The sequence below is a fragment of the Paenibacillus tundrae genome, from assembly GCF_036884255.1.
Taxonomy (GTDB): domain Bacteria; phylum Bacillota; class Bacilli; order Paenibacillales; family Paenibacillaceae; genus Paenibacillus.
In genome coordinates this window covers 2,012,091-2,034,377 of sequence record NZ_CP145605.1, presented here as the reverse complement: position 1 = coordinate 2,034,377, position 22,287 = coordinate 2,012,091, and the positions used below count along the sequence as shown (strand labels likewise).

Annotated in this window: 23 protein-coding genes; 6 read left to right on the top strand and 17 right to left on the bottom strand. The window is 44.3% G+C overall.

Annotated features, from left to right (window positions below):
- Positions 1-2: 2 nt before the first annotated feature.
- The 5 genes from V6W81_RS09065 to V6W81_RS09045 form a co-directional block, all read right to left on the bottom strand.
- Entirely contained in the window at positions 3-227 is a 225-nt protein-coding gene (locus tag V6W81_RS09065; RefSeq protein ID WP_056698319.1) for a spore coat associated protein CotJA, read from the bottom strand.
- A gap of 214 nt (positions 228-441) precedes the next feature.
- The gene (locus V6W81_RS09060) at positions 442-1,794 is read right to left on the bottom strand and encodes a hemolysin family protein (RefSeq protein WP_145047911.1); all 1,353 of its coding nucleotides are present in this window, start codon (positions 1,792-1,794) and stop codon (positions 442-444) included.
- Between the two features lie 45 nt (positions 1,795-1,839).
- Positions 1,840-2,976, bottom strand: coding sequence for a radical SAM/CxCxxxxC motif protein YfkAB (yfkAB, locus tag V6W81_RS09055; RefSeq protein WP_145047912.1), 1,137 nt, complete (start codon positions 2,974-2,976; stop codon positions 1,840-1,842).
- Between the two features lie 349 nt (positions 2,977-3,325).
- Positions 3,326-4,450 (bottom strand): HD-GYP domain-containing protein, encoded by a 1,125-nt coding sequence (locus V6W81_RS09050; RefSeq protein WP_260985388.1) that lies wholly within the window; start codon positions 4,448-4,450, stop codon positions 3,326-3,328.
- 69 nt (positions 4,451-4,519) lie between these two features.
- Positions 4,520-5,950 carry a bifunctional metallophosphatase/5'-nucleotidase gene (locus V6W81_RS09045; protein WP_338542734.1) on the bottom strand — a complete coding sequence of 477 codons (1,431 nt, stop codon included), beginning with the start codon at positions 5,948-5,950 and terminating at the stop codon, positions 4,520-4,522.
- A gap of 123 nt (positions 5,951-6,073) precedes the next feature.
- On the opposite strand from V6W81_RS09045, the gene V6W81_RS09040 reads away from it, so the two are divergent.
- The gene (locus tag V6W81_RS09040) at positions 6,074-6,814 is read left to right on the top strand and encodes a molybdenum cofactor biosynthesis protein (protein ID WP_338542733.1); all 741 of its coding nucleotides are present in this window, start codon (positions 6,074-6,076) and stop codon (positions 6,812-6,814) included.
- A 120-nt stretch (positions 6,815-6,934) separates the two neighbouring features.
- A complete protein-coding gene (locus V6W81_RS09035; protein ID WP_145047915.1) occupies positions 6,935-7,984 on the top strand; it encodes an HD-GYP domain-containing protein in 1,050 nt (349 codons plus the stop codon).
- Between the two features lie 145 nt (positions 7,985-8,129).
- Here the strand turns inward: V6W81_RS09035 and V6W81_RS09030 are convergent, their stop codons facing one another.
- From V6W81_RS09030 to V6W81_RS08990, 9 genes are all read right to left on the bottom strand, one after another.
- Positions 8,130-8,264 carry a YjcZ family sporulation protein gene (locus tag V6W81_RS09030; protein WP_217363773.1) on the bottom strand — a complete coding sequence of 45 codons (135 nt, stop codon included), beginning with the start codon at positions 8,262-8,264 and terminating at the stop codon, positions 8,130-8,132.
- A gap of 197 nt (positions 8,265-8,461) precedes the next feature.
- Entirely contained in the window at positions 8,462-9,184 is a 723-nt protein-coding gene (locus V6W81_RS09025; RefSeq protein ID WP_338542731.1) for a M23 family metallopeptidase, read from the bottom strand.
- 249 nt (positions 9,185-9,433) lie between these two features.
- Complete coding sequence (sufB, locus tag V6W81_RS09020) at positions 9,434-10,831, bottom strand: Fe-S cluster assembly protein SufB (RefSeq protein WP_128101144.1); 1,398 nt, start codon at positions 10,829-10,831, stop codon at positions 9,434-9,436.
- A gap of 20 nt (positions 10,832-10,851) precedes the next feature.
- Complete coding sequence (sufU, locus tag V6W81_RS09015; protein ID WP_056698341.1) at positions 10,852-11,283, bottom strand: Fe-S cluster assembly sulfur transfer protein SufU; 432 nt, start codon at positions 11,281-11,283, stop codon at positions 10,852-10,854.
- Positions 11,273-12,493 carry a cysteine desulfurase gene (locus V6W81_RS09010; RefSeq protein WP_145047917.1) on the bottom strand — a complete coding sequence of 407 codons (1,221 nt, stop codon included), beginning with the start codon at positions 12,491-12,493 and terminating at the stop codon, positions 11,273-11,275. Before V6W81_RS09010 ends, sufU begins: the two co-directional genes overlap by 11 nt.
- Positions 12,490-13,794 (bottom strand): Fe-S cluster assembly protein SufD, encoded by a 1,305-nt coding sequence (gene sufD, locus V6W81_RS09005; RefSeq protein WP_145047918.1) that lies wholly within the window; start codon positions 13,792-13,794, stop codon positions 12,490-12,492. The genes V6W81_RS09010 and sufD overlap by 4 nt, the downstream gene beginning before the upstream one ends.
- A gap of 26 nt (positions 13,795-13,820) precedes the next feature.
- Positions 13,821-14,603 (bottom strand): Fe-S cluster assembly ATPase SufC, encoded by a 783-nt coding sequence (gene sufC, locus V6W81_RS09000; protein WP_056698351.1) that lies wholly within the window; start codon positions 14,601-14,603, stop codon positions 13,821-13,823.
- A 364-nt stretch (positions 14,604-14,967) separates the two neighbouring features.
- Complete coding sequence (locus V6W81_RS08995) at positions 14,968-15,549, bottom strand: DUF1802 family protein (RefSeq protein WP_338542726.1); 582 nt, start codon at positions 15,547-15,549, stop codon at positions 14,968-14,970.
- 141 nt (positions 15,550-15,690) lie between these two features.
- Positions 15,691-16,152, bottom strand: a complete 462-nt coding sequence (locus tag V6W81_RS08990) for a Dps family protein (RefSeq protein ID WP_056698356.1) — start codon at positions 16,150-16,152, stop codon at positions 15,691-15,693.
- 295 nt (positions 16,153-16,447) lie between these two features.
- Between V6W81_RS08990 and mtnK the strand changes: the two genes are divergently transcribed.
- Together mtnK and mtnA are read left to right on the top strand one after the other, a co-directional pair.
- Positions 16,448-17,665: an S-methyl-5-thioribose kinase gene (gene mtnK / locus V6W81_RS08985; protein ID WP_338542725.1), complete on the top strand. Its 1,218-nt coding sequence runs from the start codon at positions 16,448-16,450 to the stop codon at positions 17,663-17,665.
- Positions 17,666-17,690: 25 nt separating this feature from the next.
- Complete coding sequence (mtnA, locus tag V6W81_RS08980; protein ID WP_338542724.1) at positions 17,691-18,764, top strand: S-methyl-5-thioribose-1-phosphate isomerase; 1,074 nt, start codon at positions 17,691-17,693, stop codon at positions 18,762-18,764.
- A gap of 194 nt (positions 18,765-18,958) precedes the next feature.
- Here the strand turns inward: mtnA and V6W81_RS08975 are convergent, their stop codons facing one another.
- On the bottom strand, positions 18,959-19,261 hold the full coding sequence (locus V6W81_RS08975) for a YunC family protein (RefSeq protein ID WP_056698365.1): 303 nt from the start codon (positions 19,259-19,261) through the stop codon (positions 18,959-18,961).
- A 338-nt stretch (positions 19,262-19,599) separates the two neighbouring features.
- The gene (locus V6W81_RS08970; protein WP_338542723.1) at positions 19,600-20,160 is read right to left on the bottom strand and encodes a hypothetical protein; all 561 of its coding nucleotides are present in this window, start codon (positions 20,158-20,160) and stop codon (positions 19,600-19,602) included.
- 290 nt (positions 20,161-20,450) lie between these two features.
- On the opposite strand from V6W81_RS08970, the gene V6W81_RS08965 reads away from it, so the two are divergent.
- Positions 20,451-21,008, top strand: a complete 558-nt coding sequence (locus V6W81_RS08965; protein WP_338542722.1) for a hypothetical protein — start codon at positions 20,451-20,453, stop codon at positions 21,006-21,008.
- A 157-nt stretch (positions 21,009-21,165) separates the two neighbouring features.
- Here the strand turns inward: V6W81_RS08965 and V6W81_RS08960 are convergent, their stop codons facing one another.
- The gene (locus tag V6W81_RS08960; protein ID WP_145047925.1) at positions 21,166-21,552 is read right to left on the bottom strand and encodes a DUF423 domain-containing protein; all 387 of its coding nucleotides are present in this window, start codon (positions 21,550-21,552) and stop codon (positions 21,166-21,168) included.
- A gap of 294 nt (positions 21,553-21,846) precedes the next feature.
- Between V6W81_RS08960 and V6W81_RS08955 the strand changes: the two genes are divergently transcribed.
- Positions 21,847-22,272 (top strand): hypothetical protein, encoded by a 426-nt coding sequence (locus V6W81_RS08955; protein ID WP_056698381.1) that lies wholly within the window; start codon positions 21,847-21,849, stop codon positions 22,270-22,272.
- Positions 22,273-22,287: the final 15 nt, after the last annotated feature.

Genomic DNA, 22,287 nt, shown 5'->3' with positions numbered 1-22,287 from the left:
AATTACACCCCCTTTTCCTTCGCTTTTGCCGATGTGTATGGGCTGTACAAGGCGGGCCACAACGTTCCTAATCTAAGCGCTTCTGCGGGACTATACTGCGGCCATCCCATAGGTTGAAATGGAATAAACAGCTGTGGAGGAACCAAATACGTTCGAATCTCCTTCGGTTCACACGGATCAAATGGTCCAATAAATGGCCTGTATGCACGAATCTGCGGATCCTTCATACCACAAACCTCCTTTCTAGTTTTTTTGAATTAACCTTCCTACGTTTCATAATCACCCTACGCTTCCCGTCTCTATAACCATATGTCTCAATCGTATGGGTTAATCCGTATTTTTCAGTAAAAGCTAAAAAAAGACCTCCGCTCCAATCCCCACAGGGAAGCTTCACGAAGGTCAACGTAACTCACGAGCATTCAGCATACGTGTTCACTTTAATTATTCATCTTGTTGGTCTGGTTCATCATTGTCCTGCGATATTGTATGCTTGTACACCTTCACCCGCGTAATTCGCAATCGACTGGATTCCTCCACCTCAAATACGTATCCGTTCCGTTCGCGTGTTTTGCCTTTGGCAGGACTACCTTCAAGCTCCTTGAACAGCCAGCCGCCGATGGTATCCACTTCATCATCATCGATAACGGCTCCAGTCCATTCATGCACTTCTTCAATAAGAGAGCGACCGTCGATTGAGAAAGAATCCCCATTGCGCTCCATATGTGGACGCTCGTCCTCAAACTCATCGTACAGATCTCCGACAATCTCTTCCAGAATCTCTTCAGCTGTTAACAATCCGGCTGTACCGCCATATTCATCAACCACCAACGTCATCTGAGAATGTTTCTTCTGCATGAGACGTAACACATGACTAATTTCCATGGATTCCGGAACGTTGAGAATTGGACGAACGAGAGAAGCAAGGTCATGCTGTTGTTCTGGTTCAGCTAGCAGTAAGTCCGTAATATGGATAAATCCAATGATCTCATCCTTATCCTCCACCGCTACCGGATATCGAGAGTGCTTAGTCGCATTGATGATCTTCAGATTCTCCTCCAAAGACAGATTGGTGTAAAGACAATCCATATCTGTACGTGGCAACATGACCTCACGAGCGAGCATATCAGAGAAATCAAAGATGTTATCCATCAATTTGATCTCATCCTTATCAATAACTCCACTCTTGGCACTTTGTTTCATGAGAATGCGCAGCTCATCCTCAGAATGTGCTTCTCCTTCACTTGCAGGTTCAATTCCAGCAAGACGGAGTAACGCATTCGCCGACGCATTTAACACCCAGATGAATGGGAAGAAGATTTTATAGAAAAGGAGCAGTGGTGCAGACAAGAACAGCGCAACTCCGTCTGTCTTTTGAATCGCCAGTGATTTGGGAGCAAGCTCACCAAGTACGATATGTAGGAACGTAATAATACTGAAACCTACGATAACGGAAACTGTCGATATGAGCGCTGTATCTACTACACCAAGCTTGGTCATGAGGGGTTGAACCAGTAATTCAGATATCGCTGGTTCACCGAGCCATCCAAGTCCAAGGGAAGTCAACGTGATTCCAAACTGGGTTGCAGATAGATACGCATCCAGTTTGCCGTTCACTTTTAGCGCATAGCCAGCCAGACGATTGCCCTCACTCTGTAATTGCGTCAGACGAGTCTGCCTCACTTTCACGAGGGAAAATTCCGCTGCAACAAATACGCCATTCAAGAAGACGAGCAGAAACACACACACCAGATTAAACAGTAATTGCCCAAGATGAAATTCGGTATGAATATCCAAGTCGAAACTCCCCTTTTCTATCTATTCAGGAATGCACCTGGAAGGTCAGCGTGTAATTGCCTTTCTTGATTTAAAATCAACACCCTTATAATACATATCCGCCACCAACAGATTAGGGCCGCAGCAGGATGCGATATCACAGTGACAATTCACTGTCTGGTTCAGCGGATGCTCTGCCGACCACTCATGGAAGACATCATCCAGCTTACGATCTCGAATGTTGCCAAAGGCTGGGATGTCTGCAAAGTCAGTCACATACACATTACCTGTAAACATATTTACGTTAACTCGGTTACGCCCATCTGGATCGTTACGAACGGTTACGTTCGGTTCACTGTGCAGACGATTAATCAGCTCACGATCCTGTTCCGCAGCGCTACATGCGAAGAATGGAAGTGTACCGAACAACATCCACATCTCCTTATCACGTACGTCAAGCAATCGATGAATGGCCGTACGCATATGATCCAGCGACAGAACAGGCAGGTTGGATGCAAAGTTCGAATTATACATCGGATGCACTTCATGACGTACACAGCCCATCTCACGAATTAACTGGTGAATACCCTCGAGTTTGTCATGAGTACGGTAGTTAATCATGGACTCGGCAGAGATAAACATGCCAGCTTCACTTAACTTACGTGAGTTTTCGATCATTTTCTCGTACATCTTCACCGCAACTTCGCGTTTAACCGGTCTGCCACTGTTCGCAAACCCAACTTGATGGAAATCATCCGCATTCAGATAATTAAAGGAGATGTGCATGACATCCAAATAAGGAAGCAACTTCTCATATCGATTCAGATCTAGCGTAAGATTGGAATTGATCTGGGACCTTATGCCACGCTCCTTCGCATATTTGAGCAGCGGAATAATCATCTCATCCACCGTTTTCTGACTGAAGCTTGGTTCCCCACCTGTCAAACTAATCGTTTGCAGATGTTCTACCTCATCTAACCGTTTCAACATCAAAGGCAACGGAAGAGCTGGAGCCTCACGCATCGTAAGCATATCACCCACCGCGCAATGCTCGCAGCGCATATTACACAAATGAGTCACGGTCATTTCTACACTAGTCAGTACATGGCGTCCATATGTACGCAAAGAACCGATTGGATCCCATGGATCGTTTGTCGGCGATAAAGGCATCGGTTGAACCGATCCTGAATTTAGCATGGTCATTGTTTTTCACCTTATTCCTTTTATTAACCTAAAAATTTTTATTTACATCATACTCCGACTCAATCTTTTTGGAGCTATCTTTTATCATAGCACAATTTTGAATGCCTCGGAGGAAAGGGTCTGTCTATTTCGTGTAGGAAAACTGCCCTACGTAGGCTTACATTTGTACTGTAAAACCCACTTTAATTGTAGATAATCAGACCAGATTTGTTTCATCATCATAAAGCGTAACTTTGAACAACCTTATAACTAATGGGTACAATTACAAGGCAAAAAAACGCTCCTGTATATTGAGTCTATTCAACCCAAATATTACGATAGAAGCGTCTTGTACTGATTAAGTTGGATGTCAGCTTTCCAAATACTGTCCACTAACTGGCATCGAAGGCATCTCTTCCGCGCCCTCCACACCTGTAATCATAACTGACAATGCAGTCGATAGATCAATCTCATAGGGTGCATGCAAAACCTGACCCTCTGCATCCTTCAGCACTCGAATGATTGGGCGTTGCGGGATACGTGGATGGATCGAGGCCACGACACCAACCTCACCTGTACTTAGTGTAACCGACATGCCAATAGGATAGATCGCAACACAATCTCGAAATTTCTCAAGCATCCGTTGTTCATAAAGCGTACAAGAACCAGTGTAGAGTACTTCCACAGCTTGATGTGGTAATAAGGCTTGCTGATACACTCGATTGGTTGTCATCGCATCGTATGAATCCGCGAGTGCAATCCATTTGGCATATTCATGAATTTCATTACCTTTTAGGCCGAATGGATAACCGCTACCGTCAATTCGTTCATGATGCTGGAGTGCGCAATGTGCAGCCAAAAGCGGTATACCCGGCTCGTCTTTGAGGATACGATGTCCATATGTAGTATGCTGCTGAATGAGTTTGAATTCCTCGTCCGTTAATCTAGAAGGCTTATACAGTACTTCTGAAGCTATCTGTGTTTTTCCGATATCATGCAATAAGGCACCAAGGCCAATTTCCATTAGCTGTTGTCTATTGTAGCCCGATGCTACCCCAAGAACCAATGTATATACACAAACATTCAATGAATGATTATATAAGTCAAAATCAGTAGAGTTCATGTCCATGAGCATAATCATGGCTTCCTTCTGGCTACCGATGTCTTCTAAAATCGTATTCATTAATCCGGTCAGTGTTTTACCGAAATGCGGGATTCGGCTCTTCGTTCGAAAGCCAGACATGTTCTGGAACTGCTGCTTAATCTCAACCAACGCTCTACGCTTGGTCTCCTCCTGTAACATTTCGGGTACAATGATATCCTCTGTTGCCGCGTCTTTTATATAGACATATCCGATCCCGAGATCTTTCATTCGAGAGATTAATCGCTGAGTTAATTCCACATCCTCACTGAGCAGTACCAAACCCTCTTCGCTATATATCCTTTTCCCCAGCTTCATGCCAGGCTGCAATAAGTTTATATGTACTAAACGCACAGCCTATCCTCTCCCGCTCCGTAGATGTAATTGCAACTAGCCGCCGCTTCAGCAGAAGGCAAGTACTTATTATATTTCTCGCCAGCGAGGTCGCAGGCATTCGTCCAGCGCTCCTGGTCGTTTTAGTTCTATTTCCACTAGATCCCGTAAGAATTCTGGAAGATAATAATTCGTTTCTGTACCCTGGGCGAGTGGAGGATATCCCACATTAAACGTAAACATTCCGAGTGTACCGACCACATATTGTTGTTCCTCCTGAATAGGACTGCCCGCAATACGTATAGAACGAATTTTCTCATATGCCGGTCGCTCAGGATCATATTCAATCTCCATCCCGTCCACGCATAACGTTCCTAGAACCTTCCCACGAAACCCAAATCCAATGATTGGTTTATCCGTAAACTCTGGCAGCAATGATTGCTCAAGTGCTTCACGGATGTGGCTGCCTTTTAAGCATATTGTACAAGCATTGATCGGAGAAGGACATAGGGAATGTAACATTCCTTTGGTAATAACTCCCTGTGGAAGATCTCCAAGTAACTGTCCTGCATTCACCAGAGACACTTGGGTACCTGTAGCCTGTCTAACCGCTTGCGCAAGCAAGGTGGCAAAAGGGGATTCACGCTCATAATGAACGGAAAGTGGCTTGTCCACCATTACGGCTGTCTGCTCTAGTGATTTCTCTGCTTCAGCACGATTCGTAGCGATTGCGAGAGTAACTTGCTCTTCCAGAAGAGTGGATGTCACCGGAACACATCCACTGCTTACAAGGATAGGCTTGCTCGTAGAGTTCTGACGCTCTAAGACCACTTTACCGAGCCATTCCCCGAACTTACCGCTTGCTGCAATGGTGGTATTGCCAATTATCAGAGGCTCCTCAAGCACATGATGTGTATGTCCGCCCAAGATCACGTCAATGCCTTCAATCTGCTCTGCCAATCTGCGATCTGTGGATAGTCCCAAATGTGATAAAACAATGATGACATCCACCTTGGGAGACAATTCAGCAACTTGTTTACTCAGCGTCTCGATAGGATCAAGAAGACTCCATCCTAACAAATCATAGAACGTAGTGAATGGTGCTGTTGCCCCTAATAAACCGATGCGAAATTCACCCTTGGTCACGACGAGCGACGTGTGCATCCAGGATGGGACAAGTCCAGTCTCATATTCCACAACATTTCCGCAAACAACAGGACATTGGAGCCCGGAATATGTTCTTGCCAGTTGTTCAGGTGTTATCGTAAGTCCTTCGTTATTCCCGATCGTAATGGCATCATATCCAGTAAGATTGATCACGTCGACGTTGGCTGCTCCAAGTGTGCCTTCCGTCTCCACAGCCTTACGATCCATATGATCTCCTATATCAAGAACCAAAATATTCTCAGCTTGTTCTCTTTCTTTTTCAATCATGGCGGCGATCGAACTCATGGCACCAAAATGACTGTGAATGTCATTCGTATGCAGTATTGTTAACACTTGTGTATTCGTGGTGCTCATCACACCGCCTCCTTCTGATTCCGTTTAAAACGTTCATTCCTCTAATAGATAAGCATAACATTTTCCTTCTCGTTATGATATATTGAAAGGGTTTAGATTTTGAAAAAAAGGTGGAAAATTCTCATGAAATTGAACATTCAACTATTTGCAGGTATTGCTGAACGCCTCGGCACTTCTCTGATTGAATATGAATATGACGGAGCTGAGCCAACAGCTGCTCTTTTGAAAGAAAAATTAGCCGAATCATACCCTGAATTAGCCTCTCAGATCCGCACTTCCTTTCTTGCTGTAAACCAACAGTACGCTCCTGCCGATACTATTATATCGGCTCAAGATGAGATTGCTTTGATACCTCCTGTATCCGGAGGTGATGGCACAGAGAATCGGAAGTCCGAGCAAGGGGCTTCCTCTACTACTCCAGATGGACGATATCAGATCACTACATCTCCCTTGTCTGTGGAAGCAACGACCAATCTTGTCATTACCGCTAACCATGGTGCTGCTCTTACGTTTGTCGGAACTACGCGCGAGATGACGGGTGAACAACGAACAGTGCACTTGGAATATGAAGCTTATGTTCCCATGGCGCTAGCACAGATGGCAGCCATCGGTGATGAAATCTCTGAGCGCTGGCCTGGCGTGTTATGCGCAATAAGCCATCGAATTGGACAAGTAGACGTTGCTGAGATTAGTGTGGTCATTGCCGTCTCCTCTCCTCATCGCAGTGATTGTTACGATGCAAGTCGTTATGCCATCGAGAGATTGAAGCAAACTGTGCCGATCTGGAAAAAAGAAATATGGGAAGATGGCTCCGAGTGGAAGGGTCATCAATTGGGTCCTTGGAACCCTATGCAACAACAATAATTAGTTATTCTAACTCTTGAATTACTAATTAAATTAGTAAACAAGTCGTTGTCAACCCATTTTTTTCTTGTTATTATAATGATATGTGTCGATATTAGTCGAGGAAAAGGTGGTTTATACGTGAGAGTGCATGTTACTGATCTTAAACCTGGCGACCTGTTAATAAATGACGTATATAACAATGCAGGTCTCCACATGCTGGTGAAAGGTTCCACGCTTAGCGAAGATGATATTGCCAAATTGCTGCAACACGGAATCGATTACGCAGATGTAGAGCATACACCATCCGATTTACACTCTGATGAACAAACCTTACGTTCCGATCAAACCCGTCTTTTAACTAATCTGTTTGAAGATACGATAAAAGGTACTGAAACGTTGTTCGAGCAAGCCATGGAAAAGGGATTTATTGATGAGACTCAGGTTGATCATATCTTAGTTAACTTAACATCTCAGCTTGAAAAACAAAAAGATGTCGTTTCTCTTCTACTTATGATGGACGGAGATAACGAATACACGTACACTCATTCGTTACAAGTTGGCATGCTTGCCTTCTATATCGCGGGGTGGATGGGGTATAATCCAGAAGAGTGTTTGACCGTGGCCAAAGCTGGTTATTTGCACGACATCGGCAAATCGAAGATTCCTCCTGAAATGTTACATAAGCCGGGGAAATTAACTCCGGAAGAATTCGAAGAAATGAAAAAGCACACCCTATATGGGTATGAGATTATTATGGAATCGACTCAAGATGAACTTCTTGCAACCGTAGCATTACAGCATCATGAGCGTGAGGATGGTAGTGGTTATCCTTACGGACTAAAAAGAGACGAGATTCATCCATACTCCCGTATTACAGCTGTAGCTGACGTGTACAGCGCCATGACAACCAATCGGGTATATCAGACCAAACAAGAGCTAATCTCTGTCTTATGCGAGCTGTACAGCCTTAGTTTTGGTCAATTAAATGGAGAAGTCACTCAGGAACTTATTAAACATATGCTTCCTAATTTTATCGGTAAACGAGTTCTTCTCACCACAGGTCAGACTGGTCTCATTGTCATGAATAATCCAGCGGATTACTTCCGTCCACTCGTACAGACATCCTCTGCCTTTATCGATTTAGCGAAGGAAAGAGATGTTGCGATTGTTGAGATTTATGTCCAGTAGTATTGATTAGGGATCAAAAAGGATTTATTGAGATTGGATGAAGACATATCAAGTCATAATAGTGACTCAACCTTCGCCATTATAATGTATGAAAGGGAAGCCGTGTGAACGGCTTCCCTTTTCTATTTAGAGAATTGTTTACGAATTATACACAGAACGCTTTAGTGATGATAACCAACAGAATGAACAATACCAAGATTGCACCTGTCGATGTGAATGGGTTGTAACCACCCACGCCACCTACGTTGTTACCACCACAGCCATATCCTACTTCGCTCATGTGATTGCCTCCTCTTCATCAGGTATACCCTAACATATGACAACAGCATTTTTTTGAACCGGGCGAATTGGCAATAATACATAAATGGTTATCCGCCTATATCTGCCTAAGTTCAGCTACCTGTTGAAGAGCATTAGGACTTTGTTGAAGCTTATCACATGGTTGGAACAATCATTAGCCTGGTCAATACCTAGTTGTTAATTTGTCGCGTCGGGATTTACGTTAATATTCTTCTCCTTGCGGTACATAATGACAAGCAACCTCCAAAAATCATAGCTCCCTGTATCCGTCATGATGAATGAACGGTAATAATTGAATGCATCTTGTGCCCAGGCGGGACAGGGCATATTGGCACGATTTTGCTGCTGCTTAATCCAGGACGCCTGAGCTTCCAATGTTCTCTGCATAGTCTCAAACCTTTGCTTCTCCTCACTTGTCATGGGCTGTGCCTCCTCTTCCTCCGCCATGGAGCGATATTCGGACTTCAGATATGTTTCCGGCTCGACAACGCCATTCTCACTCGCTGTGAAACCATAAGAGGGTCTACTTGCTTTACGTATTTCATAATGCACATGCGGTCCTGTGCTCTGACCCGTACTGCCCTGATTGCCAATGAGTTGCTTTTGCTGAACATGTTGTCCAACCTTCACCGCAATTCGGGACAGATGAGCGTAACAATGTAAGTAACCTCGATGATCTTCTACCGCTACTGTAAGCCCGTAACCTCCGAATCCTGAGCCTGTAACCCCTTCACCAGCAAATCGTACGACTCCCTCCAAAAAAGCATAGACAGAGCCATTCCATGGCTCTGTGACCAGATCAATACCCCGATGAAATGTCTGCCCGCCATGGATGGGATGAATACGATAACCAAATGAGCTGGTAATACGATATCCCTCAAACGGATTTAAGCTCATCATGTCACATCCTTTTCTATCAATAGATGCTTGAATCTATGAGATGGCTTGTGCGAATGATCCTATTTTATACCAAAAAATCAACATTTAGCATGCACTTAAGGTACGTTTCACACAAAATAAAACATACTTTTAGACAACAAAAAAAGACCGAGGAAAATCCTCGATCTTAATCTGTATTACATGAAATTATTCAGGCAGGAATTAGGGCGCAAGCGTCCAGCTTATCCGCTAACCATTGTCAGACAAAGGTTAACCGATAGAACCTTCCATTTCGAATTTGATCAATCTGTTCATTTCTACCGCGTATTCCATCGGCAATTCCTTCGTGAACGGCTCGATGAAGCCCATGATGATCATCTGTGTTGCTTCTGCTTCGGTCAGACCACGACTCATCAGATAGAAGAGTTGATCCTCAGATACTTTGGATACCGTCGCTTCATGCTCCAGCATGATGTTGTCATTCATGATTTCATTGTAAGGAATTGTATCGGATGTGGACTCATTATCGAGAATGAGGGTATCACACTTGATATTGGATTTCGCGCCTTCCGCTTGGCGACCAAAGGAAGCCAGACCACGATACGTTACTTTACCACCATGTTTACTGATGGACTTGGAAACGATCGTTGATGTTGTATCTGGAGCCAAGTGGATCATTTTCGCACCTGCATCCTGATGCTGATTTTTACCAGCTACAGCGATGGACAGAACGGAACCTTTCGCTCCACGGCCTTTCAGAACAACAGCAGGATATTTCATCGTCAGTTTGGAACCGATGTTACCATCGACCCATTCCATCGTTGCATTCTCTTCTGCAACCGCACGTTTAGTAACGAGGTTGTAGATGTTTGGTGCCCAGTTTTGAATCGTTGTGTAACGAACACGGGCATTTTTCTTACAGATGATTTCAACAACCGCACTGTGAAGTGAGTTCGTGCTGTAGATCGGAGCTGTACAGCCCTCAACATAGTGAACGAAGCTGTCTTCGTCTGCAATGATCAGTGTACGCTCAAATTGTCCCATATTTTCGGAGTTGATCCGGAAATATGCTTGCAGAGGCACTTCACATTTCACGCCTTTTGGCACGTAGATGAAGCTTCCTCCGGACCATACGGCACTATTCAACGCTGCAAACTTGTTGTCTGCTGGTGGAATAACGGTAGCGAAATATTCACGCAGGATTTCCGGGTGCTCTCTCAGAGCTGTATCGGTATCCATGAAGATAACACCTTGATCTTCCAATTCCTTTTGCATGTTGTGGTATACCACCTCGGACTCATACTGAGCCGATACACCTGCAAGGAACTTCTGCTCTGCTTCAGGAATACCCAATTTATCAAAGGTTTCTTTGATTTCAGAAGGAACCTCTTCCCATGTTTTCCCTTGCTTATCAGAAGGACGAACATAGTATTGAATATCGTTGAAGTCCAATCCGTCGAGGTCTCCACCCCATTTTGGCATAGCCATTTTCTCGAATTGTTTCAAGGATTTCAAACGGAATTCCAACATCCATTCTGGTTCATTTTTAATCCGAGAAATTTCAGTAACGATCTCTGCAGTCAGACCTTTACCGGTTTTGAAGATGGATTCGTGCTCATCGCGAAAACCATATTTATACTCTTCCATTTCTGGTGCTTTTTTAGCCATCTTACTCTACCTCCCTATCGTTATTGTACATTGTCCTCTTCGTCGATTCCTTTGCGTAATGCATTCCAGGCCAGAGTGGCACATTTGATGCGTGCAGGGAACTTGTTCACACCGGATAGGGCTTCGAGATCTTCATAATCGTCGAAATCGACTTCTTCCCCTTTCATCAGTGAGGAAAAACGGTTAGCCATATCGAGAGCCTGCTCCATTGTTTTACCTTTAACCGCCTCAGACATCATCGATGCCGAAGACATGCTGATGGAACAGCCTTCACCCGTATACTTGGCTTCCTGAACGATTCCGTCTTTCAGCATAAGTTGCAGTGAAATCCGGTCGCCACACGTTGGATTATTCAAATTCACCGTGACAGCGTCATTATCAAACGTTCCGCGGTTACGCGGGTTTTTGTAGTGATCCATTATAACACGCCGGTACAGATCATCAAGTTGCATCGCCAAAATACTCCTTTGTCTGGATTAAGGCGCTGACAAGCCGATCCACATCTTGTTCGTTATTGTATAGATAAAAACTGGCACGAGCTGTTGAGCTCACTTCAAGCCAGCGCATTAGCGGTTGACAGCAATGGTGTCCGGCACGAATAGCTACGCCACTCGCATCCAGTACCGTTGCCACATCATGGGGGTGAACATCTCCCAAGTTAAAGGTTACGACACCGACATGCCGTTTAGCTGGTCCATAGATCGTAAGCCCATCAATTTCGGACAAACGTTCTGTAGCATACGCTGCCAGTACACCTTCATGATGCGCAATCTCATCCATGCCAATCTCTTCTAGGAAATCGATAGCAGCGCCCAAGCCTACCGCACCAGCGATAATTGGCGTTCCACCTTCGAATTTCCAAGGTAGCTCTTTCCAGTTTGATTCATACAAACCTACATCATCAATCATTTCACCGCCGAACTCAACCGGTTCCATGGACTCCAGCAGCGCCTTTTTGCCGTAAAGTGCACCGATTCCGGTTGGACCGCACATTTTATGGCCGGATAACGCATAGAAATCACAATCTAGATCCTGCACGTCCACCTTCATGTGCGGTGTGCTCTGTGCGCCATCAACCACGATGACCGCACCATTGCGGTGTGCAATTTCAGCAATTTGTTTTACGGGATGAACTAACCCCATAACATTGGATACGAGCGCGATTGCTACAATTTTGGTATTGTTCGTAATCGTCTTCTCCACATCAGCCAATTCAATGTGACCATCAGGCTGAAGTGGGATGTATTTCAATGTTGCACCTGTCTCCTTAGCCACTTGCTGCCAAGGAATCAGGTTGCTATGGTGCTCCATTTGCGTAATAACAATTTCGTCGCCTTCTTTGCAATTCGCACGGGCATACGACGAAGCCACTAGGTTCAGGGCTGTCGTAGTCCCGCGTGTGAATATGATCTCTTGCGTGCGACGTGCATTGATAAACTTAGCAACCTTCTCACGCGCGCCTTCATAAGCGTCTGTGGCACGGCTACCAAGGGTATGAACACCGCGGTGCACATTTGAGTTCTCATATTCATAATAATGCTTAACTGCTTCTATCACAGCACGAGGCTTTTGTGAAGTTGCAGCACTATCTAGATAAACGAGCGGATGTCCGTTAATTTCCTGGTGGAGGATCGGAAATTGCTCGCGAATGGATGGGTTCATTGTCCCAGCTTCTTCTCAATCAGGGACTGCAATTGGGTACGCAGTGCTTCCAAAGGAATATCCGCCACCACCGGTGCGAGGAAGCCATAAATGATCAGGCGTTCCGCATCCGTACGGTTAATCCCGCGCGACATCAAGTAATGGATCTGCTCCGCATTCACTTGACCTACGGAAGCTGCGTGACCTGCTGTTACATCATCTTCATCAATGAGAAGGATCGGGTTGGCATCTCCACGCGCTTTAGGGCTCAGCATCAGTACTTTCTCTGTTTGCTGTCCATCCGCTCTTGTGGCACCTTTCTCGATCTTCGTAATGCCGTTGATAATCGCTGAAGCTTCTTCACGCATAACCGCACGAGTAATCATTTGGCTTGGCGTGTTTTTACCAAAGTGGCGAGCTTCTGTCGTATAGTTGATCTTCTGTGAACCGGAACCAACCGCAATCACTTTGGAATCCGAGCTGGATCCATTCCCTTTGAGCACAGTCATCGTATTGCTTGCTGTGTCACCATTGTTCATTTCACCAACGATCCATTCGATTGAGCCGTCGTTCTCTACCACTGCACGGCGGTAGGAAACATCTGTTACATTCACATTCAACTGATGTACTGTTGCGAAGCGTACTTTAGCACCAGATTTAACGAACACTTCCACGACCCCATTATGGAAAACAGGTGCGGACAGTTCACCGGATACATAGTTATCTACGTAAGTTACAGAGCTGTTTGCTTCAGCAACAACGAGCACGTGAGGTGCAAATGTTGCAGATGCATCATCTGTAAGCAAGACCGCTTGCAATGGGATTTCAATTTCAACATTTTTTGGAACGTAGAGGAAAACTCCACCATTCCAAAGAGCTGCATGTAGTGCCGCGATAGAATGCTCATCCGCTTTTACTGCCGTGCCCAGATATTGTTTCACCAGATCGCCATGTTCACGAACCGCTGAAGCCAGATCTGTGAAGATTACTCCTTTTGCCGCCAAATCAGCAGACAAGTTGGAGTAGATTGTAGCAGAGTTACGTTGGATAACCAGACTACCTTCAGCTTGGTCTTGAACCAACTCTTTAATTGAAGCAGGTACTTCTTCCAAAGAAGCAATTGCTCCGTTCGTTTTATATGTTCCGTACTCGCTGATATTCCAGCGTTCGATTTTTTGCTTTTCCAGTTTAGGAAGCGCAAGCTCACCTGCAAGCTTCAAAGCCTCAAGCCGTTGCTCAGTCAACCAGCCGGGTTCATTGTTGCTCTCCGACAGGGTACGAAGCGCTTCAGACTCAACCGGAAGAATTGTTTGTGTTGTCATGAAATGATCCTCCTCCGTTTTGTCTATTACGCTTCTTGACCTACAGTTTCATCTGTAATTCCCAGTTCTGCTTTTACCCAATCATAACCTTCAGCTTCCAGACGTTGAGCCAGCTCAGGTCCGCCGGATTTCACGATGCGACCTTGCATCATAACGTGAACGTAGTCAGGTGTGATGTAGTTCAAGAGACGTTGATAGTGAGTGATGATCAAGAATCCACGATCTTCGCTCTTCATTGCATTTACACCGTCTGCAACAATTTTCAGAGCGTCGATGTCCAGACCGGAGTCGATTTCATCAAGTACTACGATTTTTGGATCAAGCAGCATCATTTGCAGAATTTCGTTACGTTTTTTCTCACCACCGGAGAAACCTTCATTCAGATAACGATGAGCGAACTCAGGATTCATATCGAGCTCTTTCATTTTACCTTCCATTTGACGAATGAACTTAATCAAGGAGATTTCGTTTCCTTCGCCACGACGTGCGTTGATTGCACTACGCAAGAAGTCGGAGTTAGTAACACCAGCAATTTCACTTGGGTATTGCATTGCCAAGAACAAGCCAGCACGTGCGCGCTCATCTACAGCCATATCCAGTACGTCTTCACCGTCAAGTGTTACTACACCATCAGTTACCTCATATTTAGGATGTCCCATCAACGCGGAAGCCAGTGTTGATTTACCTGTTCCGTTTGGACCCATGATTGCGTGGATTTCTCCACCTTTCATTTCCAAGTTGATTCCTTTCAGGATTTCCTTACCTTCGATCGTCGCTTTCAGACCTTCAATGACGAAATTCGTAGCCATGTGTATTGTTTCCCTCCATTGATTAAATTGATGTTTGCTGTCGAAAACGAAAAAGCACCTATTAATATCTGAACAGAGCTTCCTCTGAATTTCTTAGGGTACTGTAATCTGTAAAGCCAAGAACACTTTAGAATAATTCTAAACTGATTCTCATTGATTATCAAGTCATTTCCGAGAACTCTTGTCCTCCGGATAAAACATTATTCTACCTGATTCTATAATAAAAGTAGGTTTGAATCAAATGAGAATACATCCTGACAGTATATAAACAGTGACAAAAATCACTGTAACACATCTTTTGTTATAGCATGTCCTCCTACAAAAAAAAGGACTTATCCATATGATGGACAAGCCCTTCTTGTCATTATTCTTCGTTTTTGAGCAATTCGTTAACCTTCCGTACCTGTTCGTCAAAATCCGCAACGTCCATCACCGGCGTCATTTCGCTCGGCAACGAACCATTCGGAATGGAAATCCAAGAACGACAACCATTGTATTCAGACAAAATCGGAATCTCCATCGGTTCATTCAAACGGTACACGCGCAACAATAATACATGGAGCGGATCTTTTCGTTTCCACTTCAGGCGGTCTTCGGCAAAATCCGCAGTCCACATATGTAAATCTAGAAGTTTATCCAGCGTCTCCTGATCTCTAATCTCCACATCTTGCACCACTTCGGCATAAGAGGTGATGCGGATTGTCGAGGCTTCGGGCACCCATTCGGCCAATGACTCCTCAACATAGGGATGATCAGAGGACTTGATCAGTTCTATACGCTGATGTTCATAAGTCGGATACAGAACAAACGCTGGACTTTTCAGCTCAAAATGTCGAGTTTCCTCCACGATCCCGCCTTTACGCATCACCATAATTTGGCGACCTTGTTCTAAGGCTTTGATCGTGGAAGCCCACTCTTTCAATGCCGGTATATTGTTACCTATCATATGCTCCCCTCCCCGAATCGGTCTTGTCAGCAGTATAGACGTTGGGGCGCCTACCTGACAACTCTCCATAACGTAGGAAAGGCGACGATTCGTGTACTAGTACATACTTAGGTACTATAGTAATGGATGAAAATCGATGTCTTAGCCCAAGAAGGAGCGAAGCATCCACATATGCTTCTCCAGATCTGCCTTGAATCCTGTCAGCATATCTGATGTAGGTTGATCTTCAGCAGCGTCAGCCGCTTCAATACCTTCCTGATATTCATTAGACAGCGTTGCGAAATCTTCGATTAGGTTCTGCACCATCTGTTTCGCATCTTCTCCACCTGCAGCTTCTTGAATAGAAGAGAGCTCCAGATATTCTTTCATTGTAGCTGCTGGGCTACCTTTAAGTGTAAGAATACGCTCAGCAATTTCGTCCATTTGTACAGTCACTTCATTATAGAACTCTTCAAATTTAACATGCAATGTGAAGAAATTAGGACCTTTTACATACCAGTGATAGTTATGAATTTTGACGTAAAGGACGTTCAAGTTTGCCACTTGACGATTAAGTAATTGTTCAACTGTTTTTGTTTGATTTGTTTTGTTAGTTGTAGCCATTTGAATCCCATCCTTTATTTAAAGTTAGTCCGTTACACGAGAAAGCAGAGTCGTTCTGCCCTGTATAACAGAGATTTAGCTATTCGGCACCGCCGCTTGCGGGAAGCCTTGTCGGGCGTTTTACTTCAACCGTCCGGCCTATTTGTTTTTACCCTCGTCCCTGAAGTGTGAAACAAGATTGACATCGCCAGTATCAAAAAAAGGGTACAAAAGCAGAGCTAATTCCGATATACTGACATATACCAAGCAAAGAAGTGGGTTTTCCTGTTTCTTCATATATATGGAGGTGGCATTCTTGTCCCAATATCACCCTTTAACACCCCAGGAAGCAATCGAATTGGCGCGAACATTACCTGATCCGTTTACGGCAGATTCGAATCTAGAATGTCGTGAGATCGGCGACGGCAATCTGAATTTGGTTTTCCATATCACAGATCAGAACTCCGATAAAAGTATCATTATCAAACAGGCGCTTCCTTATGCGAAAGTCGTAGGAGAATCATGGCCATTGTCTCTTGTACGGGCTCGCATTGAGCGTGAAATTCTACAGGAAGAGTATCGTCTCTGCCCTGGAATGGTGCCTGAGGTGTATCATTACGATGACGATCTTGCATTAACGGTAATGGAAGATCTGAGTGATCATGTGATTATGCGCAAAGGTCTTATAGAGGGTACAAGCTATCCACTTTTTGCACAACATATCGGTGAATTTATGGCAAGAACACTCTTCTTTACTTCCGACCTCGGCATGAACCAGCAACTGAAGAAAGAAAAACAAGGTCGATTTATCAATCCAGATCAGTGTAAAATAACCGAGGATTTGATATTCGATGAGCCCTACCGGATCGCTGAGAAAAATAATTATGAAGCTTCTATTGAGGACGAAGCTGAGGCGCTTCGTACGGATGGAGAACTTCACTTGGAAGTTGCTTTATTACGCGAGAAATTTCTGACTCATGGTGAAGCACTGCTTCATGGCGACCTGCACACAGGCAGCATTTTTGTAACACCAGAATCCACTAAAGTCATTGATCCAGAGTTTGCTTATTATGGGCCGATGGGCTTCGATATTGGTGCGGTGATTGCGAACCTGCTACTCAATTATGCTTCCCTTCCAGGATCGATCAAAGATAGCCAAGCACTTCAAGAGCGTGAAGCTCTGCTGCTAGACATGGTTCGGGACGTCTGGACCGAATTTGAGAGCCGTTTCCGTGCCCTGTGGGTGAATGATTTGGTTGACCCTATGGCAAAAGCTCCGGGATATCAAGACCACTATGTACAAAAAGTGTTCCGGGATACAGCTGGCTTCGCTGGTGCAAAAATGGTACGTCGTATTGTAGGTCTCGCACATGTAGCGGATATCGATACCATTGAAGATGCAGCACAACGTGAACGCGCACAGCGCAAAGCACTAGCCATTGGTAAAGCTCTTATTAAGAGCAATCGTCGCTTGAACACCATCGGAGAACTGTTAGACACCGTGTCTACAGCTGTCTCTGCACTCAAATCATAAATCTAACAAAAACGGAGGCACACCCATGACAACTTCTGAACACCAGCCTTTGTCCTCCCTGATATGGAAACAGGACAAGCTTGAAATGCTTGACCAGCGTCTTCTACCCGAGACCATTCTGATGCTGAAGCTGTACACACCTGAGGAAGTATGGGAAGCGATTCATTCCATGAAAGTACGTGGAGCTCCTGCGATCGGGATTGCTGCTGCATTCGGCGTTGTTCTAGGCGCCAAAGCTTATGATGGAATGGGTACACCAGGCTGGCTGGATCATGTAAAATCCATCTGTGCTCACTTGGCAACATCTCGTCCAACAGCAGTTAATCTGTTCTGGGCGCTGGATCGTATGATGCAAAAGGCCAATGAGCTTGCAGAGGCTGGCACATCGATTGAGGATGGTAATGCAGCGCTTGAAGCCGAAGCTCTTCTCATTCAAAAAGAAGACGAAGAAGTATGCCGTATGATCGGCGAGAACGCACTCCCACTGTTCGAGGATGGTATGGGTGTGCTTACGCACTGTAATGCCGGTGGACTCGCGACAGCCAAATACGGCACAGCAACTGCACCGATGTATCTCGCTCAAGAACGCGGTATCAACCTTAAAGTATTTGCGGACGAAACTCGTCCTGTACTGCAAGGGGCACGCCTGACTGCATTTGAATTGCAACAGGCTGGCATTGACGTTACACTGCTCTGTGATAATATGGCCGGAATGGTCATGTCGAAGGGATGGATTCAAGCCGTTATCGTCGGCACAGATCGTGTGGCTGCGAATGGCGATGTAGCGAACAAAATCGGAACGTACAGCGTTGCAGTACTTGCCAAAGCGCATAACATTCCGTTCTATGTAGCTAGCCCACTGTCCACCATTGATCTGTCTACGCCATCAGGCGATCTTATTCCAATAGAAGAGCGTGCAGCAGAGGAAGTTACCGAAGGTTTTGGCAAACGTACCGCACCGCAAGGTGTTAAAGTATTTAACCCAGCTTTCGATGTTACTCCGAACGAGTATGTCACAGCCATCATTACGGAAAAAGGTGTCGTGCGTGCGCCTTTCAAAGAGAATCTTGCAGCATTGTTTGCTAAGGAAGAAGCTTAATTCCTATATTTATGAACCGAGTTCTATGACATAAATGATACGTAAAGAAATGAGGGCTCCCTGAAAGGAGCCCTTTTTTTTGGCGTTAACCTTGAAGTTAGTTTGATATTGGATTGATGTAGAGTTGAAATACCATTTAAATTGGGATGGGGATAATATTAGTTTGGATTAGATGCTATAATCCATTTAGATGTTCAGATCATTTTCAATAATGCATCTACGCCGGTCATGCCAACTGTAATGCCCATAGCTTCGGCTTCTGTTGTCACCGATTCCATCGGAGCATGCAGCAATTGTTCCAGTGTGCGCACACCTACTGCCCGAGCTGCAATAATCTTGCGATCTCCCAGCACCTCATTAAGTAATCCCACATCGAGTGCTCCACACATGATATACCCCTTCGATGTGTTAATTGTGAGCAGCGTTGTTTTGGGCAGCTTAACCTCTACTCCCACCAACACGTGTTCCCCAACGACAATCGGCTCCATCGTCACCATAGTCTTCCGATCCACCTCCTCTTCCGCAGGTCAAGATAATTGTATGCCTTGCCCTGAAGAGTCGTGTGGACACTTGCCGTGTATCGAGAAAATGGCTTCCGAATCCGTCTTTCACATTCGAGATAAGATCAATTTATTCTCGAAATCAGCAAGCCATTTACAATCTTTTTATCAATTGAATCATGAGAAATTTTTATCAAAACAACTCTCAGACTCACATTTAATGTTGTACCATGGATAACCATATTCCGTGATGTGTGAATGGATCAATAGACGATTGCCGCAACGGATACAGTTCCGTTCAGTTAAATCCCCATTTTTATACACCTTAAGATATGCTACGCGAACTCCACCTCTTCAATGATCTTTTTAAGTGTGCTCTCGCTGATGTCAAAAGGGTTCATGTCCCCTCTCGTGGCATAGATCGTCTTAGGAAAACCGCCAAACCCTCCAACTAGTTCATGGTGATGGGTACTAATGCGTCCACCTCCTCTTTCAAACAATGTGATCATCGGTTCATAGATGTCTGGGTACTGTAAAGCAAAACCGTTCTTCTCATCAATTAGAGCGCACCATCGCAGATAGTGCATACTTAACAGCTTTATAAGGCTCAGGTCAATATCTTTAAAATTAGGAAAATCAACTACGAAGTTGTCCCATGCATCATCAGGAATTCGATAACCAATTAACAAATCCATTCCCACATAAATGCCGGTGGCTTCTTTGGAGAGATGCTGCAAAAAAACGCCCACCCTACGGTAATATTCAGCAATCAATGTGGCGTCTGCAGCGTACTCCCCTTTAGTTCTTACTTCTTCGTATCTTTTCTGCGAGATTCCAATATATAGGTTAGGGTCAATATTTCTGATTCTCTTCGCTGCTAATTCGTAATAACTCATTTGTTCATCTCCTTCAATTTCGAAGTGTTCTTTCATAGTCTTCAAAACGAATCTTTCGAATTTGATTACTATCCACATCTATAACTCTACTGAATCACCAGTCATTACCAACTTTATTTACAAATAATATAGCTAAAAAGCAAAAATGAATGCCGCTTCAACCCCCCTGGCTTTAACCGATTCTTCCATAGCATTTTCTCCGCCTTGACACTATGATTATTGCCACATTAATGATATAGTAGGTTAGACGTATTACGGTATTCACATATATTTTAACGGGGCTGGGATGAATGAAAGAAACCTTATCCAACGAAGAAGAAATCGGCTATCTATTTAACGTCGATGTTCTGATTAAGAACCGCTCAAATGCACTGGCACTGCAGTCCCTGTTGGAGCTCATGAACAAAGAGGAACAGATTGTGGACTTCCGGATTCAATCCGGTATAGAGCTTGGCAAGATTATTGAAGCGACAATTCAATCTAAAAAAGAATCCATTACGGCTCTTCACAATGGACGAAAAAAAGCTCAGGACAGTACGGTACAGAAAAGCGCTTCAACGAATGCTTCTTCTGCTCCAGCCAAAAAAGAGCAACCTAAAGATGTCACTCCAAAGAAGGAATCATCCGAGCCTTCCCAAAGCGGAAACTCATTTGATGAATGGATCGACACACTGATTAAGGAAAATCGTCTAACACGTATTGTGGTAAACAACAAGAACGGTAAACATCAGAGTATCCCTTGCCGCATTTTAAATTTTGATCGGGAAAATAACCTCGTAAGCATTTACCATGTAGATGAGAAGCAGGTTTACACTTTCAAAACGAATGAAATTGATGAGTTTTTGTAAAAACAACAAAGTATAATGAAAAGCAGCCCGCGTGGAAATCCCATTACATTTCCATGTAGGCTGCTTTTTTTAAACATGGTGTAAGCGCATTAGTTAAATCAAGTATTCTATATTAACAATGGTTTTTCAAGTGAAACACGGAAGCATCCTTATGTAATTAGGATCGTCCCTTACCTCGTTGCCACACGTCTAAGGCGAACAGTAGCCAACCTGCAATAAAAGCTACACCACCAATTGGAGTAATGGCGCCTAATATTTTGATTCCTGTTGTACTGAGTACATATAAGCTACCAGAGAACACAATGATCCCAATCAGCAGAAGACGTGCCGACCATCTAAGCTTCGCCGACTCCCCTAGTTGTCCTGCGGTAAGTCCAACAATCAGCAAAGCGACAGCGTGGATCATGTGGTACTGTACACCCGTTTCATAGGTAGCAAGGGCTTTGGCATCAATGTGCTCCTTTACAATATGTGCACCGAACGCACCAATCGCCACAGACAGCATCGTAAGTATTGCGCCCAGCATCATCCATTTACGTTGCATTTCCCTCTATCTCCCCTTTAAGTTCATAGTTTGCACTATGTTTTATTGTAACCGAATTTCACTATCGTTTGCCAGTTAGCTCAATAACTGAACGTACTCGCCTACTTTGGTTGTTATAAAGTATACATTCACTCGAAAACAATAGCGAAAGTGCTGAGATATCTTGATTTTTATCGACTTTTATGGAAAAGTAAAAAGGTGTGTTTTTGAAACCAACTCAAGAATCACTACGTTTAAATAAGGGTAATAACATGCATTACCTAATCAGCAGGATAAGGAGGGAAATCATATAATATGAATAATAACCATCTGAATGAACCACATTCATACGATAACAACTCGTTCACGCCGTATCCAGAAGAACCGAACAATATCCGATTGAAACAATCTGGCCCTGGTATTGCTAGCTTTATTCTTGGATTAGTCGCTCTGTTTGCTTATATTTTAACGTTCTTCTTTGCTGCGATGGCTCTGACTAGCTCACTGGATTCGTTCACACCTGCGAACGTTGAGGAAATTGCTCTGCATCCTGCGGTCATTCTAGCTTCGCTATCCATCCTAGTTTGTCTCGTCCTGAATTTGGCTGGGCTTATCGTTGGTGTCATTGGGCTTGTGCTCAAAAATCGGAAGAAAATCTTCGCCATTATCGGGACGATTCTTAATGGTATCTTGATTTTGGCATTTGCCGGACTGATTCTAGCGGGGATGTTCATGGCGTAATCAGGCAACACGGTG

Coding starts and splice junctions, on each gene's coding strand:
- V6W81_RS09065 (WP_056698319.1), bottom strand. CDS start 227: ATGAAGGATCCGCAGATTCGTGCATACAGGCCATTTATTGGACCATTT.
- yfkAB (WP_145047912.1), bottom strand. CDS start 2,976: ATGACCATGCTAAATTCAGGATCGGTTCAACCGATGCCTTTATCGCCG.
- V6W81_RS09045 (WP_338542734.1), bottom strand. CDS start 5,950: ATGAGCACCACGAATACACAAGTGTTAACAATACTGCATACGAATGAC.
- V6W81_RS09040 (WP_338542733.1), top strand. CDS start 6,074: ATGAAATTGAACATTCAACTATTTGCAGGTATTGCTGAACGCCTCGGC.
- V6W81_RS09030 (WP_217363773.1), bottom strand. CDS start 8,264: ATGAGCGAAGTAGGATATGGCTGTGGTGGTAACAACGTAGGTGGCGTG.
- V6W81_RS09025 (WP_338542731.1), bottom strand. CDS start 9,184: ATGATGAGCTTAAATCCGTTTGAGGGATATCGTATTACCAGCTCATTT.
- sufB (WP_128101144.1), bottom strand. CDS start 10,831: ATGGCTAAAAAAGCACCAGAAATGGAAGAGTATAAATATGGTTTTCGC.
- sufU (WP_056698341.1), bottom strand. CDS start 11,283: ATGCAACTTGATGATCTGTACCGGCGTGTTATAATGGATCACTACAAA.
- V6W81_RS09010 (WP_145047917.1), bottom strand. CDS start 12,493: ATGAACCCATCCATTCGCGAGCAATTTCCGATCCTCCACCAGGAAATT.
- sufD (WP_145047918.1), bottom strand. CDS start 13,794: ATGACAACACAAACAATTCTTCCGGTTGAGTCTGAAGCGCTTCGTACC.
- sufC (WP_056698351.1), bottom strand. CDS start 14,603: ATGGCTACGAATTTCGTCATTGAAGGTCTGAAAGCGACGATCGAAGGT.
- V6W81_RS08995 (WP_338542726.1), bottom strand. CDS start 15,549: ATGATAGGTAACAATATACCGGCATTGAAAGAGTGGGCTTCCACGATC.
- V6W81_RS08990 (WP_056698356.1), bottom strand. CDS start 16,152: ATGGCTACAACTAACAAAACAAATCAAACAAAAACAGTTGAACAATTA.
- mtnA (WP_338542724.1), top strand. CDS start 17,691: ATGACAACTTCTGAACACCAGCCTTTGTCCTCCCTGATATGGAAACAG.
- V6W81_RS08975 (WP_056698365.1), bottom strand. CDS start 19,261: ATGGTGACGATGGAGCCGATTGTCGTTGGGGAACACGTGTTGGTGGGA.
- V6W81_RS08970 (WP_338542723.1), bottom strand. CDS start 20,160: ATGAGTTATTACGAATTAGCAGCGAAGAGAATCAGAAATATTGACCCT.
- V6W81_RS08965 (WP_338542722.1), top strand. CDS start 20,451: ATGAAAGAAACCTTATCCAACGAAGAAGAAATCGGCTATCTATTTAAC.
- V6W81_RS08960 (WP_145047925.1), bottom strand. CDS start 21,552: ATGCAACGTAAATGGATGATGCTGGGCGCAATACTTACGATGCTGTCT.
- V6W81_RS08955 (WP_056698381.1), top strand. CDS start 21,847: ATGAATAATAACCATCTGAATGAACCACATTCATACGATAACAACTCG.